Source organism: Halobellus captivus (assembly GCF_003697845.1).
Classification (GTDB): domain Archaea; phylum Halobacteriota; class Halobacteria; order Halobacteriales; family Haloferacaceae; genus Halorubrum; species Halorubrum glutamatedens.
The window spans coordinates 325,767-341,817 of record NZ_RDQE01000002.1 but is presented as its reverse complement, the minus strand read 5'-3'; the positions used below and the strand labels follow the sequence as shown (position 1 = coordinate 341,817).

The window sequence follows — 16,051 nt, the reverse complement described above, 5'->3', positions numbered from 1 at the left end:
TCTGTTCGATCTTTCACGACTACGCCGATCGGATAAGCTTCGCAAAGTCATGGATAGATCGCTTCCTATCTATTCAAAAGTTATGACTATCACTAGAGGTCCCTCAAACAGCCGGCGCAAAGCGCCGGCGACACCGCAGGGAGCGAGTGAAACGAGCGATCGAGGAGCACAGCGAGCGTGCGCGCTCCTCGCGGCTGGGGCTTTGGAGACGTTGTTCTCGGGAGTTCCATCATGATATACGTATCGCCGAGCGACTGGGGCTTTGGAGAGGTTCTCTGCGGTCACGGTCCGCCGTCGGTACTGCCGGGAAAGCCGTTATACCCGACGGTCACCCACACTCGCGTATGAGCCTCTCTCTCGATTCCACGCAGCTCGACCGGTACTCCAGACACATCATCATGGAGGAGGTCGGCCCGGAGGGCCAGAAGCGACTCTTAGAGAGCAGCGCGCTCGTCCTCGGGGCCGGCGGGCTCGGCGCGCCCGTCATCCAGTACCTCGCGGCCGCCGGCGTCGGCACCCTCGGCATCGTCGACGACGACGTAGTCGAGCGTTCGAACCTCCAGCGGCAGGTGATCCACGGCGATGGCGACGTCGGCGAGCCCAAGGTCGAGTCGGCGGCGCGGTTCGTCGACCGGCTCAACCCCGACATCGAGGTGGAGACCCACGAGACGCGTCTCGATGTGGACAACGCCCGCGAGCTGATCGGCGCGTACGACGTCGTCGTCGACTGCGCGGACAACTTCCGGACGCGGTACGTCGTCAACGACGCCGCCCGGATCGAGGAGGTGCCGGTCGCTCACGGCGCGATCTACAAGTTCGAGGGGCAGGCGACGACGCTCGTCCCCGACGGGCCCTGCTACCGGTGTCTGTTCCCGGAGGCGCCCGAGCCGGGGACCGTCCCCGACTGTGCGACGACCGGGGTGCTCGGTGTGCTCCCTGGAACGCTCGGCTGTATCCAGGCGACGGAGGCGGTCAAGCTCCTGCTCGACACGGGCGAGCCGCTCGAGGGGCGGCTGTTGTTCTACGACGCCATGGACATGACGTTCGAGACCGTGCCCTACCAACGGAACCCCGACTGTCCGGTGTGTGGCGAGGACGGGATCGAGACGATCGACGGGATCGACTACACGGGCGGCTGTCGGATCGACGCGGACTGAGCGGTTGCGAGGTGCGAGCGAAGCGAGCACCTCGAGACGTGAGACGACGTCGCGAACAGTGGGAAACGTTGGCTCCGATTCGCGTTGAGCGCTCTGTTGTGACCCTCGAAAGGCGACGGGTTCTGATCCGATTGCGGCCAGTACAAGTTGAGCTGTATCGGTTGCTACGTTTGTAGACCAACCAATACGAAAGTGGGTGGTGATCTTCGGCTGTATCCCACAAAGCACCTGCGGCTGACTCCCTGTCCCGGCAAAGACTGAAGACCACTGCATTGGTAGTATCCACCATGTCAAAGCAGATGACTACCGTCGTCTCAGGTGACGAGTCGGAGATTCACGACGAACCACACATTCGGGATCGGCGAATCACCGTGAGTCACGTTCACGCGCTGGTCGAAGGGCGCGGCCTTGACGCGCAGACGGTTGCGGACCGCTTTGACCTCACCGCCTCGGAAGTCTACCACGCACTGGCGTACTATCACGACCACCCCGAAGAGATGCGGGCGGTCGAAGAACGCCGCGGAGAGCTTCACGAAGCCGCAGAGGAAGACCCGAGAATCATCACCGGGCCCGAAGACCTCCCGGACTCGTAGGTATGCAGGTGTCGTTTCTGCTTGACGAGAACATCGCGGCACCACTGGCTGACAAACTCGACAAGGCAGGCCACGACGTAGAGCGTGTCGTCGACGTGAGCGAGTTAGGCGAGGGCGTCGACGACACCACGATTCGCCGGTACGCCGTCGAAGAGAATCGTCTCATCGTCACCAGCGACGACGACTTCGTCCGGATGCCGTCCGACTCGCACAGTGGCGTGTTTTACGTCCCCGATCAGTCGCTTTCCCCGCACGAACTCTATCACATTATCCAACGCATTATCGAAGCGTTCCCCAACCGAGAGGCGATGGATACAGTGACGTACGTTACTCCGGACTGGCTGTGAGTCACGAGCGAAGCGGGTGGGACGTGCGTCATCTGTACTGACCGCAGTGGAGACTAACATATCCCTCGCTAAGGGCTTCAACAGAGCCATTCTGTAACAAAACAGACGAACCGAAAGAGCGCCCCGTTCCGGAGCCCGTCCGTCGTCCCGTCCGACTCAGTACGAGGCGGCGCGCTTGTCGAGGCCCGCGGCCGCGATGTCCTCGCCGTCGACGGAGGTCCGGAGCGCGTCCATCCCGTCGTCGCGGTCGATGTCGAAGTTCCGCGCGTACAGCTCCTCGAGCCGATCGTACTCGGCCTCGGAGATCGGAGCCACGTCGCTGGCGGCGCTCCACTCCGCGATGTCGTCGCCGTCGCGGAACGTGGGCGTCACCGAGGCGACCTCGTCGTGGGCCAGCAGCCAACGGATCGACGCCTGACTCAGGGTTCGACTCCCGGTCGCGTGGTCGGGCTCCTCGAGGAAGCGGATCGCCTCGACCTTCTCCCAGCCGGCCTCGTACCACTCCGTCGGGCGGTGCGAGCGGTGGTCGCCGTCCTCGAGAACGGTGTCGGGCGTCACCTGCTCGTTGAGCAATCCAGAGGAGTGCGGGACGCGCGCGATGACGGAGGTGTCCGAGCCCGTCTCGCGGATCGTGTCGATGAAGTGGCGGCCGGGCTCCTGCTCGAAGAGGTTGAAGACGGTCTGGACCGCGTCGAACTCCTCGTACTCGACGGCGGCGTCGCCCTCCGCGAGCCAGCCGATGGAGGGGCCCAGCGCCCAGCCGAGCGCCCGGACGCGTCCCTCCGATTTCCACTCGCGCAGGAGGTCGCGGACCTCGGGCGTGACCTCGTCGACGTTGGCGTTGTGTAACTGGAGGAGGTCGACGTAGTCCGTGTCGAGCCGGTCGAGCGAGGACTCGAGCGCCTCGCGGAGGTACCCCTCGTTCAGCTCCTTCGGGAGCTCGCCGTGGCCCGCCTGCGGGTTGTCGTAGAAGTCGTAGCCGACCTTCGTCGCCAGCGTGACCTCCTCGCGGCGGTCCGCGATCGCCTCCCCGACGATCCGCTCCGACTCGCCGTGGCCGTACACGTCGCCGGTGTCGACGTAGGTGACTCCCGCGTCGAGAGCGTCCCGGACCATTCCGACCGCCTGCTCGTCCGAGCGGTCGCCCCACCAGTCCGTCCCGACGACCCACGCGCCGAAGCCGATCTCCGACACCTCGACGCCGGAGGTCCCGAGTTCTCGGTGTTGCATACGCCGGCGTTGGGTACGCGGGCACTTATCCGACGCGGTCGCCGCCGCCCGGTGAGGATCGCCGCGGGAATTAATACCATCCGGTCGCACGATGGCGTCCGGGTCGCACAACCGAACCCATTTGAGGATCCCGGCCGAACCATCGGCGATGACAAAGCGACACGTGTCCCTGCCGGACGACGCGGAGGCGTCGGTCCAGGGGTTCATCGACGAGGTGGACGACCGGCTCTCCTCGACGGAGGACACCTGTGACGTCGTTCGGGACACGCTGATCGACCTCCACGGCGACCGCGAGCGGTGGGAGGACTGGCAGGCGGGCGAGGACGTCTCGAAGGCCGAGCGCGTCCGACTCCAGGGATACGACCCGTGTAACGCCACGCTCGAGTCCGAGTATTACGCCGAAAAGGACGAGGAGACGTTCCAGCGGTCGAAACACCTCCAGTGGCTCTGGCGGCAGTTCGACGCCACGCCGATGGCCGACAACGTCGAGTTCGCGCTACGGTTCCGGCGGATGCTCGGGAACCACCTGTTCGCGGAGTGCGGCGACGGCTGCCGCTTCTTCAAGGGGATCTCGTTCACCTACGGCCACAACATCGAGATCGGCGACAACGTCGTGATCCACGACGACGTCCACCTCGACGACCGCGGCAAGCTGACGATCGGCGACCGCGCGTCGATCTCCGACGGCGTCCACGTCTACAGCCACGACCACGACCTCGTCGACCAGACCGCGGTCCGCAACTTCCACACCGCCATCGGCGACGACGCCCGCGTCACCTACGACGCGATGGTGCGGGCCGGCTGTCGTATCGGCGAGAACAGCGTCGTCGGCGCGCGCGCGGTCGTCCAGGGCGACGTCCCGGCCCACCACGTCGCGGTCGGGACGCCCGCGCGCAGCATCCGCGTGAAGCCCGGTTGGGAGGACGCGGCCGAGGAGCTCGAGGACGGTCGGCTCCCCGACCGGAGCGACGAGCGCGAGATCGAGTACGAGCTTCCCGAGGACCTCGACCGCTTCGACGAGTTCGATCGCGACCTCCGCCCGCCGGAAACGCCGAAGTAAGCACACCGCGTCGGATCCTCTCGCTCACCCGTGACCCGTGCCGTCGCCGTCAACGTCGCCGCCAACACCAACGAGCCCGGCTTCCGCGGGCCGGTGTACCCCGAGGGCTCGTTCGCGTACGTCCCGATCCCGGAGTCGGCGGCGACGCTCTCCCGGGACCGATTCCCGGTCGACGAGCCGCTCCCGACGTACGACGACTGTGATCTCCCCTTCTCGCTTCCCGACTCGCTCCGGGATCGACCGGTCCACATGGACCCGGAGTTCCCGGGCGTTCACGGCCGCGAACGCGCGACCTACGGCGACCCCTACGCGATCAAGGCCGCCCCGATCGCCGACCTCGAGCCGGGTGACTGGCTGCTGTTCTACGCGACGCTCGCGCTCCGGCCGGTCGGGTGGAACGGTCCCGGCGCGGACGGCGCTGACCCCGATTCGACGGTGGTCGACGGATCCGTCGTCGACGACGACCTCGCGCCCGACTGGGGCGCGTACCTGTTCGCCGGGCTCCGGGTCCAACGGATCCTCGAGGGTCCCGACCGCGAGGCGGCCGCCGAGGTCGTCCCGACGAACGCCCACCTCAAACGCGACCCCTTCGATGCACGGGTCGTCGTCGCCGGCGACCCGGACGAGTCGGGGCTCTTCGACCGCGTGGTCCCCTTGAGCACACCGGCCACGGGCGCGGACGCGAACGACCTCGTGACCGAGCTCTCGAGCGACTCCGGGAAGGGGCCCTGGTGGCGACGACCCATGCGGTTCGACGAGCCCGCGACGGCGACGGTGCTGGACCGGATCCGGTGGGCGTGAGCGACCGGTTCCCACGCCACCGCCATCACCTCGTCCACACACCGCCACCTCCATTCCGTCGTCCACACCTCGTCGTCACCGTCACCCGACGCGGATCGCGGGTACCCCGCGGTTTCTTTCCGAGCGGGACCCACGTGCCGGTATGGCAGCGATCTGTTTCGACATGTACGGCACGCTCTGTAACACGGCGAGCGTGACGCGGACGCTCCGCCGGGAGCTCGACGTCGCCGACTCGCTCGTCGACGCGGTCGAGACCACCTGGCGCGCCAGACAGCTCCGGTACAGCTACCAGCTCGCGCTGATGGAGGCGTACCGACCCTTCTGGTCGGTGACGCGGGACGCGCTCGCGTTCGCGCTCGACCGGTACGACCTCGCGCCCGACGCGGAGACGAGAGAGCGGATCCTCGGCTCGTACGAGAGGCTGGAGCCGTTCCCGGGCGCGATGGACGCGCTCGAGGCGCTCTCGTCGACCGGCCACACCGTCGCCGTGCTGTCGAACGGGAACCCGGAGATGCTGTCGACGCTGGCGGCGAACGCAGGTCTCTCCGAGGCGCTCGACGCGCTCGTCAGCGCCGACGCCGCCGGCACGTACAAACCCGCCCCCGCGGTCTACGAGACCGCGGCCGCCGAGCTCGACGAGCCGATCGGCGACTGCTGGCTCGTCTCCGGGAACGCCTGGGACGTCGCGGGCGCGGGGAGCGCGGGGATGGAGACGGTCTGGGTGAACCGGGCGAACGACCCCTTCGAGCGGATCGGGACGGAACCGACCGCGACCGTCGAGGCGCTCTCCGACGTCCCGGAGGCGGTCGCGGCCGCTCACTCGTAGTCGTCGTAGGTCGGCAGGCCGGACTCCGGCGGGAACTCCTCGACCGGTGCGGTCGTCTCGTCGCCGCTCTCCATGTCCTTCACCGTCACCTCCCCGTTCGCGAGGTCGCGCTCGCCGACGACGACCACGGTCTCCGCGTTGATCGAGTCGGCGTAGCCCAGTTGCGCGCCGAACGAGCGGTCCGAGACGTCGTGTTCGACCACGGCGTCGTCGTCGAGCGCCCGGAGGTCGCGAGCGATCTCGGCCGCCTTCCGGCGGGTGTCGCCGACGGAGAGGACGTAGTAGTCGGTCGAGAGCGCCTCGTCGGGCCAGACGCCGGCGCGCTGACACAGCAGCTTGAGCGTCGCGTGACCGGGCGCGACTCCGACCGCGGGGGTGGGCTGGCCGCCGAAGCTCTCGATCAGGTCGTCGTAGCGGCCGCCGCCGAAGACGGAGCGGGAGACTTCGCCGGTGGAGTCGAAACACTCGAAGACGACGCCGGTGTAGTAGTCGAGCCCGCGGGCGGTCGTCAGGGATATCTCACAGAACTCGCCAGCGCCGAAGTCGTCGGCGGCGGCGAGCACGTTCCGGAGGTTCTCGACGGCGGCCTCGACCGCGTCGTCGCCCGCCGCCGCGACCGCGTCGAGGTCCTCGGGCGCGTCCACGTCCGTGATCAGGTCGTCGAACTCCCGGGCGGTCGCGCGGTCGAGCCCGGCGTCAGACAGCAGGCCGAAGTACTCCCCGTCGTCCACCTTCGCGCGCTTGTCGACCGCGCGGATCGCGGCCGTCGTGTCGACTGCGTCGGGGTCGTCGGCGAGCGCACGGACGAGCCCGCCGAGCACGTCGCGGTGGGAGACGCGGAACTCGAAGTCGTCGCCGGTGAGCCCGAGATCGGTGAGCGCGTCGGCGGCGACCGCGAGCACCTCGGCGTCGGCCTCCGGCGCGGACGAGCCGAAGACGTCGATGTTGGTCTGGTAGAACTCGCGGAACCGGCCCTGCTGGACCTGTTCGTAGCGCCAGAACGGGCGGGTGGAGACCCACTTGATCGGCTTCGAGAGCTCCTGTCCCTTCGCGACGACCATCCGGGCGACCGTCGGCGTGAGCTCGGGCGTGAGAGACACCTCGCGGCCGCCCTTGTCCTCGAAGGCGTACAGCTCGTCGACGATCTCCTCGCCGGACTTGTCGACGTACATCTCCGTCCGCTCGAGCGCGGGCGTCGCGACCTCGCGGAAGCCGTACCGCGCGGCCGCTCCCTCGATCGCGTCGGTCACCTCCCGGCGGGCCGACTGCTCCCCGGGGTAGAAGTCGCGAAACCCTTTGAGTCCCTCGTACATGGACGCGGGTTCGGCGAGCGCCCGCTTGAAACCATCCTTTCGGGAGCGCGTGAAAGCGGTGGAGGTGGTGGAAGCAGTGGAAGCGGCGACGGCGAGCCGCGGCTATTCGCTCCGATACTCCTTCTGGAACCCGCGGAACTCGGTGCGGTGGGCCTCCTCGTCGGAGAGGAGCGTCACGGCGAGGTCCTCGGTCACGGGGTCGTCCGCCTCCTCGGCGGCGTCTATCAGGTCCCGGTAGGTGTCTATCGCGCCCTCCTCGGCCTCGAGCACGCCCTCGATGACGGCGAGCACGTCGGTGGAGTCCTCGGGCGGCTGGAGCGAGTCCTGTCGGGCGGTGAACTCCGCGGACCCCGGCGGACGCGCGTCGAGCTGTTTGAGCCGCTGGCCGAGCGCCTCGGCGTGGCCGAGCTCCTCCTGGATGTCCGTCTTGAGGCTCTCTTTGATCTCCTCGGCCCGCACGCCGTCGAGGACGATCGCGTTCGTCTGGTAGTTCATCACGGTCTCGATCTCGTCGGCGTACGCCTCTCGGAGCAGGTCGATGACGCGGTCGGATGCCATGTCTCCACCTAGCCGTCCCGGACCGAAAGCCGTTCCGGCTCCGAGCACCCGCCCGCTCAGTCGTTCCGCCCGTGGACGTACGTCTGGTCGTGGTCCGGGAACACGTCCGCGACGGTCTCCTCGCCGTGCTCCTCGGCGATGAGCGCCCGCAGTTCGTCCTCGTAGTCCGCCTTCGGCACCTCCTCGCTCGGACCCTGTTCGACCTCGAAGGTCGCCTCGACGAGCCGGTCGACCGCGTGCCGCCCGAACCCCGAGAGCGGCGAGATGTAGTCGACGCCGTGCCGGTCCTCGAGGCTCTGTGCTTGCGCGCGCGAGACGGTCGGAACCCGGTCGTCCCGGCGACTCCCGTCGGCGATCGCGTCGACGTCGCGTTCGGCGATGGTCTCGAGGGCGTGCTCGTGGACTCGCTGGATCCCGTTGCGTGGGTAGCCGTCGGCGATCATGCGCTCCGCCGCCTCCTCGGCGACCGCGCGGTCGAGTTCGATCCGCTCGAACGGGAAGCCGATCTGTGCGGCCGCGCGCTCGGCGTGCTCCCAGTCGTCCGTGAGCCCGAAGCTCCCGGTCACACACCGGACGTCGTAAAAGCGATCGAGCAGGGCGGCGGCGAGCGAGGAGTCCTTTCCCCCGCTGTACAGCAGCGCGAGCTCCATCTACCGCCGCCGGATGTCGAAGCTCTTCTGTTCGGGCTGGAGCTCCTTGAGCAGGTCACGCATCTGGTCCTCGTCGATGCGTCCCTGGACGCGGCCGCTCTGTGCCAGCGACGCGACCTGCTGTTTGACCTTCTTGGCGAACTCCGGTTTCGACATCTCGACCGCGTTGAGCCGCTGGCGCGCGCCGTCGGTCAGGTACTGTTTGAGGACCGCCTCCTGTTGGGCCTCCGCGCGCTGTTGGGCCTCCTGTTGGGCCTCGGCGGCGTCGCCGCCCTCGCCCGCTCGGTCCTGCAGCTCCTGCATCTTCTTCTCGCGCAGTTCCTCGAGCCGTTCGTCGTCGGGGTTGCCGCTCATACACGTCCGTTCTCGGTCCGGGCGAAAAACGATTTCGGAGGATCGGCCGCGTTCCGACGACCCGACGGTCCGTTCCCGTTCCGCGTCGACGTCCGGTTCGGGTCGCTTAAACGGCTCACCGCCGTATCCGCGGTCATGAGCGAGTCGCGGGAGTTCTGTCCCCGGTGTGGCGACGCCGTCCCCGAGCGTCGCGACCCCCTACCCGGCGATCCGACGGGGCGGGACGCGCTGTTGTGTGACGACTGCTACTTCGAGGACTTCGAACTCGTGGACGCGCCGGACCGGATCGAGGTGCTCGTCTGTTCGGGCTGCGGGGCGGTCCGCCGCGGGGAGTCCTGGCGGGACGTGGGTGCCCGCGACTACACCGACGTCGCGGTCGACGAGGTCGCGGAGGCGCTCGGCGTTCACGTCGCCGCCGAGGACGTCGAGTGGGGCGTCGAGCCCGAACAGGTCGACGAGAACACGGTCCGGATGCACTGCCGCTTCTCGGGCGTCGTTCGCGGAACGCTCCGCTCGGCGGAGGTGACGGTCCCGGTGAAGGTGTCACGGGGGACCTGCGACCGCTGCGGTCGGATCGCCGGCGGCTACTACGCCGGCGTGGTCCAGGTGCGCGCGGACGGCCGGGAGTTGACCGTCGAGGAGCGTGCCGAGGCGCTCGAGATCGCGGAGTCGTACGTCGCCGACCAGGAGGCGAAGGGCGACCGCGAGGCGTTCATCACGGAGGTGAAGGAGACCGACGACGGCCCCGACGTGAAGGTCTCCTCGAACCGCCTCGCACAGAACGTCGCGACGCGGATCACGGAGGAACTGGGCGGGAGTTTCGAGTCGTACCCGACGCTCGTCACGGAGGACGGCGACGGCAACGAGGTGTACCGCGTGACGTTCGCGGTCCGGCTCCCGAGGTACGCGCCGGGCGAGATACTCGATCCCGGGGACGACGACGGTCCGGTGCTCGTCACCGGCGTCTCCGGCCGGATCCAGGGGATCCGGCTCGCTACCGGCGAGGAGTACGCCTCCGCGTTCGACGAGGGCGAGACGCCGGAGGCGACCCGGCTCGGCAGCCGGGACGACGCCGCGGAGACGACCGTCGTGACCGTCGAGGACGACCGAGCGATCCAGGTGCTCGACCCGGAGACGTACGAGGCGCGGACGGTTCCGAATCCCGACTTCGTCGACGACGCCGACACCGTATGGGCGTTCAAACACGGCGACGACGTTCACCTCGTCCCGCGCGAATAGCGGCCGCGGTCGTCACGTAGCGTCAGGGCGGGGTGCGTTCTCGTATTTGGTCATCTTTTCGGGCTTGTCTGAGATGCTCTCATAGATCCGTTGGAGAGTCTCTTCCGCGGCGAGAAGATCGTGTTTCTCGAGGAAATCTCGCCCCTCCTCCGTAAGGCCGTAGAACTTCCAGGGATATCCCTGCCGGCGCTGGTCGTCCTCGAGTGCGACTTCCCTGACGATGCCGGCGTCGATAAGCTTCTGGATATGCTTGTAGACGGTGGCATCGCTCACGCTGGGGTTGAGCTCCTCGAGTTCGTACATCGAAGCGAGCTGGTCGGGATGCTGGAGGATGTTGTTGATGAGCGCGAATCGCGTCTGTTGGGTGACGAAGTGAACGAGTTCGCGGGATTCGATTCCCTCGGTAGCTCCCAGATCGGTACTCATACGACATGGTACACGCCTCGGCGACAAGCAATTTGCTCTTGAGTAAACTACTCTATAGTAAATTACTTCATAAATCATCTCATGTGCCGTTGAGAGGATCGGTGTCTGTCCGACGAAGTGCTGCCTGTCTCCGAGGAGATCCTGACCAGCGCGAAGGATCAACTCGATGAGGAAGAGATCACGCTGGCGGACAACGAAGACATTCTTCACACTCTGAGCGAGTTGACTCCTGTCTACGAGAACGATCGGTCGTATTTCGTACTCGGAAACTACGAACGAGAGCCGATCCGTCGGCTGAATCTGGTGGTCGATCGTCTCAATCGCCGGCAGAACGCCTACGCCTTCCGGATGGTGGATATTCGAGGAGAGTGGGACAACAGCATCCAGAAGTTCTGCCTCATCGCTGATATCGTGACGTACCTCGTTGGTATCGCCGAGAAGGACGCGAGCGACTTTCTCGTCGAACAGGGACTCCTCGTCGGCACGACGGAGTACTTTTCGAAGAGTCACGTCCTTAAGCGGGAATACGAGGACGAGGAGCATCCGTTTGGTTGGATGCAGGATGGCGTCTTCGAGCTATTCGACCAGGAAGGGTGGCTGTATCGCTGGCAAACTGAGGAGAAGCTCGTCGAAGCGGCTGAGAACCTTCCGTGACAGCAGTGTATGGGATATTTCCGATAAAACCGGTGGTGAACGCGAGTCGGCGTGGGGGGTCTCTGTCGAGCCGGTTCGGGTCGGGAGTCGGATCGGTCCCGATCGAGGGGCCGATCAGTCCGCGCGAGCGGTGTGGTCGCTCTCGAACGCTGCCGAGCGCTCGGCCTCGGTTACCTCGATGCCGCGTCGCTCCAGTTGCCGGACGAACTCGGCCTCGCTGACGCCCGCCTGCGTCGCCGCCTGTTCGAGCGTCAGCGTTCGCGCACCGTACAGCGTCAGCGCACTCGACAGCGCGTTCGTTGCCATACCCACGTATCCAACGTGAACGTTTATGAACCTTACTAATTCATTCAGGACCCTGATACACCTTATACGATATAATGTGTCACACCACCGGCGGGGAATATATAATGATCCCTCATCCACACACCGATACGACGGGCGAGATCACCCTCTCGCTGTCGACGGAGGCCCGGAGGAATTATGCGTCTCTGCGGTCGAACCCGAACATGGACAGACAACAGGCCATCGCGCTGTTCTTCGCGTTCCTCATGGTGAGTTCCATGGTCGCCTGGGGCGTCAGCTTCCTCTGAGACCGGTCGGACGGTCCCGAACGAACGAACCGTCGCGGTCGTCACCCGGCAGTCGGCGACCCGCTCAACCGCCTCCCGCCGGTCGTCCGTCGTTCAACCGTCGCCCCAGACGTCCGAGAGCGGGTGGTCCTCCCGGCGCTCGGCGTCGGCCTCGGAGCGGGTACGCGTCGTCCCGTCGTCGGTCGCGCCCGTCGATCCGCCCGTGCCGGTCGACTCCGAACGCCCCGACGTTCCGCCGGCGCTTCCGGCGCTGCCGCTCGATTTGCCCGGCCGCCCGGAGGATGCGGAACCACCCGACCTGCCGTTCCGGCGGCCGGCGCGACCGGGACCGGACGGGTCGGCGTCGATCCCCGCGAGCGCGGCCGACGGGTCGAACTCGGGGAGATCGGGGGTCGTCATCGCGTCGATCTGGTCGCGGAACCACGGCGGGGTGTCCGCCGCCGCGCGATCGAAGAGGTCCAGAAGCGAGTCGTCCGCGAGGTACGTCGCCCCGTGGTCGTCGGGCGCGCGAACGACGCGGCCGCACGCCTGTATCACGGTGCGCAGCGCGGTTCGATGGTACCACGGCCACTGCCCGTCGGCCAGCCGCCGGGCGACCCGCGAGTCGTTGGTGTTGCGGTAGGGCGCCTTACACACCACCTGCCAGCGACAGAGGTCTCCCTCCAGATCGAGCGCCTCCTCCATCTTCACGGAGACGAACACCTCGGGATCGGAACTCGCTTTCCACGCCTCGAGTTCGGCATCGCGGTTCGATCGCGTGTGTCGACGGACGCGCGCGGCGACGCCGAACTCGCCCAGCTTCTCGACGAGCCGTCCCGCGATGTCGTAGGAGTGTGCGTGGATCAACCCCTTCTCGTCGGGGTGTTCGGCCATCAGCCGGACGATCAGGCGGGCGATCCTCGGCACCGTCTCGTCCCGGTGCTCGTAGGTCATCGGCCCCTGCGTCACGTCGTAGAGGGGACGATTCGTGAGCGGGAAGGTGTGCTCGACGTCGACGAGCGCCACGTTCGCGGGATCGAGTCCGACCCCCCGACAGAACGCCTCCTTCGAGAGGATCGTCGCCGACAGCAGCGCGAACCTCTCGCCGCGGTCCCAGACGGTGTGTCTGAGGTAGCGCGCGGGGTCGAGCGGCTTGATCGCGATCGCCGACCCCTCGCCGTCGGGCTGGTCGACGACCCAGGTCGTCGGCGAGTCGAGGTCCCGGTAGTCCTCGAGGAACCAGCCCAACTCGGAGATCAGTTCGCCGAGCCGGTCGCGCCTCGCGACCTCCTCGCGGCTCAACTCGGACCGTCCCGTCAGCTCGTCTTTCGCCCGCTTCGCCACGTCGCGGAGGCTCTCGACGAACCGGGCGGTGCGGTCGAGCGCGTCCTCGTCGTCGCCGGCGTCGCGCTCGACGTCCGGGACGCCCACGTCGTCCCAGACCGGGACGCGCTCGGGCGAGAGGTCGATCGTCGCGTACATCTCCGCCCACTCGGCGAGCCCGTGGGCCTCGTCTATCACGACCACGTCGCGCTTCCGGAACACCTCCGAGCCCGCGGTTCGCATGAAGTACGCGAGCGTCATGGCGGCGAACCGCCCCGACGAGGCGATCGCCCGGTCCGAGAAGTACGGACAGCGGTGTTTGATCGAACAGTCGAACCCCTGCTCGCGGGCGCAGGGCGCGCGGTCGACCGAGGTGTCGTGTTCGCCGGGAAGGACGCAGTCGTAGTTCGACTTCCCGCGGATCACCTTCAGGTCCTCGAGGAGGTCGTCGCTCGCGACGTCGTCGAGCTGGGAGACCTGCGGGGTGGTGTAGTACGCGTCGGTCGGCTCGCTCGGCGCGGCGTCGGCGACCTCTCGGGCCGATCCCATCACGGCCCGCGCGAGCAGGGACTTGCCGCTGCCGGTCGGCGCGCGCACCAACACCACGTCGTTGCCGGCGGCGAAGGCGTCGCGGACGTCCGCGAGCGCGCGCTCCTGTGTGCCGCGGAAGCTCGGAGCCGGGAACTCCGCGGGGATCCGGTCGGGGTCCACACGACCCCCTCGCGCGCTCCGGGAATTAAACCCTCGGAGTGGAGGGACTAGTCGGAGCGGGACAGTCGAGCGAAAGAAACGAACAACAGCCGGATCGTTTATGACACTCCCGGGAGTCTCGGCGGTATGAGTTGGCAGGAAGCCGAGCGGCGGTTCGCGGACGACGCCACCGCCCGCGAGACCCTCCCTCGAACGTTCGAGCGCTCCGCCGCGCGCAACGCCGATCGGGTCGCCCAGCGCTACAAGGGCGGGGTGTACGACCGGTCGCTCGTCGCGGCGGGCGTCATCGACCCCGCCCCCGACGGCGACTACGCCGGCCTCACGTACGCGGAGATGCGGACGATCGTCCGGAACCTCGCGGCGGGGTTCCGCGAGGTCGGCGTCGCGGACGACACCCGACTCGCGATCTACGCGGGAACGCGCATGGAGTGGGCGCAGGTCGACTTCGCGGCGCTCGCGGCCGGCGCGGTCGTCACGACGGTGTACGCCTCCTCGTCGCCGTCGCAGGTCCGCTACCTGCTCGAGGACCCCGAGGCGGCGGTCGTCGTCGTCGAGAACCGCGCGCTCCTCGGAGAGGTGCTCGACGTCCGCGACGACCTCGCTCACGACCTGGACGCGATCGTGACCATGGACGAGATCGGCGGCGGAGCGGGCGGCAGTGACGCGACCGTCGGCGATCCGGCCGCCGGCGACGAGGACGTGTACTCCCTCGGCGGGCTCCACGAACTCGGCGCGGAGGCCTTCGAGGAGGCGGCCTACGAGTCGTGGCTCGACTCGACCGCCGTCGACGACCTCGCGAGCCTCATCTACACCTCCGGGACGACGGGCCAGCCGAAGGGCGTTCGGCTCACTCACGGCAACTTCCGGTCGAACGTCAACCAGTGTTACCGGCGGTTCGCGGACCGACCCGACCGCGACGCGGGGGTCCCGGGGATCTCCGCGGAGTCGACCACCCTCTCGTTTCTCCCGCTCGCGCACGTCTTCGAGCGCCTGGCGGGTCACTACATGATGTTCACGGCCGGCGCGACCGTCGGCTACGCCGAGAGCCCCGACACGCTCCGGGAGGACTTCGGACTCGTTCGGCCGACGACGACGACGAGCGTTCCGCGGGTCTACGAGAAGCTCTACGACGCGATCCGCGATCGAGCGTCCGAGTCCTCGGTGAAACAGCGGATCTTCGAGTGGGCCGTCGCGGTCGGACGAACCCACCACGAAGTCGACGATCCCGGTCCGCTGCTCGACGCGAAGCGCGCGCTCGCCGACCGGCTCGTCTTCTCGTCGGTGCGGGAGGCCCTCGGCGGGAACGTCGACTTCTTCATCTCCGGCGGCGGCTCGCTGTCCGCGGAGCTCTGCGCGCTGTATCACGCGATGGACCTCCCGATACTGGAGGGGTACGGGCTCACGGAGACGTCGCCGGTGATCGCGGTCAACCCGCCCGAGGAGCCGAAGGTGGGTACCATCGGGCCGCCGGTCGTCGACACCGAGATCGCGCTCGACGGTCGCGTCGTCGGCGAGGAGGTCGCGGACGTCCCGGGCGACGTCGGCGAACTGCTGGTTCGCGGCCCGCAGGTGACGACGGGGTACTGGAACCGGCCCGACGCGACTCGCGAGGCGTTCTCGGCGCACGACGCGCTTCCCGAGGAGGCCGTCGTGGCGGGGGCCCCGCCCGGAGAGCGCGACGGCGACCCCGAGGAGCCGTGGTTTCACACCGGCGACATCGTCCAGCTCCGTCCCGACGGCTACGTCGCCTTCCGTGAGCGGGCCAAGCAGCTGCTCGTGCTCTCGACGGGCAAGAACGTCGCGCCCGGGCCGATCGAGGACCGCTTCGCCGCCAACGAGTTCGTCGAGCAGTGCGTCGTGCTCGGCGACGGCCGCAAGTTCGTCTCGGCGCTCCTCGTTCCGAGCTTCGAGGCGGTCGAGGCGTGGGCGGACGCGGAGGGGATCGACCTCCCGGCGGATCGACGAGGGATCTGCCGGGACGAGCGCGTCCGCGAGCGATTCTGGGCGGAGGTCGACGTGGTGAACGAGGCGTTCGAGCCGTACGAGCGGATCAAGCGGTTCCGGCTGGTCGAGGAGGAGTTCTCCGAGGAGAACGACCTGCTCACGCCGACGATGAAGAAGAAGCGACGGAAGGTCCTCGACCGCTTCGCCGACGAGATCGAACTGATCTACGAGGAGAAGTAGGAACGCCTCACCCCCGAGCCGACGTCGCGGGCCACCTCTCTCCCGACACGATC

General features: G+C 67.7%; 18 protein-coding genes. 10 read left to right on the top strand and 8 right to left on the bottom strand.

From position 1 onward, the window contains the following. The first annotated feature begins 344 nt into the window (after positions 1 to 344). From ubaA to EAO78_RS03800, 3 genes are all read left to right on the top strand, one after another. Positions 345 to 1,157: an SAMP-activating enzyme E1 gene (ubaA, locus tag EAO78_RS03810; protein WP_122104515.1), complete on the top strand. Its 813-nt coding sequence runs from the start codon at positions 345 to 347 to the stop codon at positions 1,155 to 1,157. A gap of 287 nt (positions 1,158 to 1,444) precedes the next feature. After that, positions 1,445 to 1,750, top strand: a complete 306-nt coding sequence (locus tag EAO78_RS03805) for a DUF433 domain-containing protein (protein WP_122104514.1) — start codon at positions 1,445 to 1,447, stop codon at positions 1,748 to 1,750. A gap of 2 nt (positions 1,751 to 1,752) precedes the next feature. Further along, on the top strand, positions 1,753 to 2,097 hold the full coding sequence (locus tag EAO78_RS03800) for a DUF5615 family PIN-like protein (protein WP_122104513.1): 345 nt from the start codon (positions 1,753 to 1,755) through the stop codon (positions 2,095 to 2,097). Positions 2,098 to 2,253: 156 nt separating this feature from the next. Here the strand turns inward: EAO78_RS03800 and EAO78_RS03795 are convergent, their stop codons facing one another. After that, positions 2,254 to 3,327, bottom strand: coding sequence for an aldo/keto reductase (locus tag EAO78_RS03795; RefSeq protein WP_122104512.1), 1,074 nt, complete (start codon positions 3,325 to 3,327; stop codon positions 2,254 to 2,256). 148 nt (positions 3,328 to 3,475) lie between these two features. On the opposite strand from EAO78_RS03795, the gene EAO78_RS03790 reads away from it, so the two are divergent. The 3 genes from EAO78_RS03790 (at position 3,476) to EAO78_RS03780 (ending at position 6,014) form a co-directional block, all read left to right on the top strand. Further along, positions 3,476 to 4,387, top strand: a complete 912-nt coding sequence (locus tag EAO78_RS03790) for an acyltransferase (protein WP_122104511.1) — start codon at positions 3,476 to 3,478, stop codon at positions 4,385 to 4,387. A 30-nt stretch (positions 4,388 to 4,417) separates the two neighbouring features. Further along, positions 4,418 to 5,188, top strand: a complete 771-nt coding sequence (locus EAO78_RS03785; RefSeq protein WP_122104510.1) for an Nmad3 family putative nucleotide modification protein — start codon at positions 4,418 to 4,420, stop codon at positions 5,186 to 5,188. 142 nt (positions 5,189 to 5,330) lie between these two features. Further along, positions 5,331 to 6,014, top strand: a complete 684-nt coding sequence (locus EAO78_RS03780) for a haloacid dehalogenase type II (protein WP_122104509.1) — start codon at positions 5,331 to 5,333, stop codon at positions 6,012 to 6,014. On the opposite strand, the gene hisS is transcribed toward EAO78_RS03780, so the two are convergent. From hisS to EAO78_RS03760, 4 genes are all read right to left on the bottom strand, one after another. After that, complete coding sequence (hisS, locus tag EAO78_RS03775; RefSeq protein ID WP_122104508.1) at positions 6,005 to 7,327, bottom strand: histidine--tRNA ligase; 1,323 nt, start codon at positions 7,325 to 7,327, stop codon at positions 6,005 to 6,007. The two genes, EAO78_RS03780 and hisS, sit on opposite strands and share 10 nt — an antisense overlap. A gap of 102 nt (positions 7,328 to 7,429) precedes the next feature. Continuing rightward, positions 7,430 to 7,885 (bottom strand): ferritin-like domain-containing protein, encoded by a 456-nt coding sequence (locus EAO78_RS03770; protein ID WP_122104507.1) that lies wholly within the window; start codon positions 7,883 to 7,885, stop codon positions 7,430 to 7,432. A 56-nt stretch (positions 7,886 to 7,941) separates the two neighbouring features. Beyond that, positions 7,942 to 8,535 carry a DUF7411 family protein gene (locus EAO78_RS03765; protein ID WP_122104506.1) on the bottom strand — a complete coding sequence of 198 codons (594 nt, stop codon included), beginning with the start codon at positions 8,533 to 8,535 and terminating at the stop codon, positions 7,942 to 7,944. Further along, positions 8,536 to 8,889: a DNA-binding protein gene (locus EAO78_RS03760; protein WP_122104505.1), complete on the bottom strand. Its 354-nt coding sequence runs from the start codon at positions 8,887 to 8,889 to the stop codon at positions 8,536 to 8,538. Between the two features lie 135 nt (positions 8,890 to 9,024). Between EAO78_RS03760 and EAO78_RS03755 the strand changes: the two genes are divergently transcribed. Continuing rightward, complete coding sequence (locus EAO78_RS03755; RefSeq protein ID WP_122104504.1) at positions 9,025 to 10,128, top strand: 60S ribosomal export protein NMD3; 1,104 nt, start codon at positions 9,025 to 9,027, stop codon at positions 10,126 to 10,128. A 12-nt stretch (positions 10,129 to 10,140) separates the two neighbouring features. On the opposite strand, the gene EAO78_RS03750 is transcribed toward EAO78_RS03755, so the two are convergent. Next, a complete protein-coding gene (locus EAO78_RS03750; RefSeq protein WP_122104503.1) occupies positions 10,141 to 10,554 on the bottom strand; it encodes a MarR family transcriptional regulator in 414 nt (137 codons plus the stop codon). A gap of 105 nt (positions 10,555 to 10,659) precedes the next feature. Between EAO78_RS03750 and EAO78_RS03745 the strand changes: the two genes are divergently transcribed. After that, entirely contained in the window at positions 10,660 to 11,208 is a 549-nt protein-coding gene (locus EAO78_RS03745) for a hypothetical protein (protein ID WP_122104502.1), read from the top strand. A 114-nt stretch (positions 11,209 to 11,322) separates the two neighbouring features. On the opposite strand, the gene EAO78_RS03740 is transcribed toward EAO78_RS03745, so the two are convergent. Next, entirely contained in the window at positions 11,323 to 11,514 is a 192-nt protein-coding gene (locus tag EAO78_RS03740) for a UPF0175 family protein (protein ID WP_122104501.1), read from the bottom strand. A gap of 104 nt (positions 11,515 to 11,618) precedes the next feature. On the opposite strand from EAO78_RS03740, the gene EAO78_RS03735 reads away from it, so the two are divergent. Beyond that, complete coding sequence (locus EAO78_RS03735) at positions 11,619 to 11,801, top strand: hypothetical protein (protein ID WP_136516479.1); 183 nt, start codon at positions 11,619 to 11,621, stop codon at positions 11,799 to 11,801. A gap of 93 nt (positions 11,802 to 11,894) precedes the next feature. Here the strand turns inward: EAO78_RS03735 and EAO78_RS03730 are convergent, their stop codons facing one another. After that, positions 11,895 to 13,814 (bottom strand): helicase C-terminal domain-containing protein, encoded by a 1,920-nt coding sequence (locus EAO78_RS03730; protein WP_122104499.1) that lies wholly within the window; start codon positions 13,812 to 13,814, stop codon positions 11,895 to 11,897. 126 nt (positions 13,815 to 13,940) lie between these two features. Between EAO78_RS03730 and EAO78_RS03725 the strand changes: the two genes are divergently transcribed. Continuing rightward, positions 13,941 to 15,998, top strand: coding sequence for an AMP-dependent synthetase/ligase (locus EAO78_RS03725; protein WP_122104498.1), 2,058 nt, complete (start codon positions 13,941 to 13,943; stop codon positions 15,996 to 15,998). Positions 15,999 to 16,051: the final 53 nt, after the last annotated feature.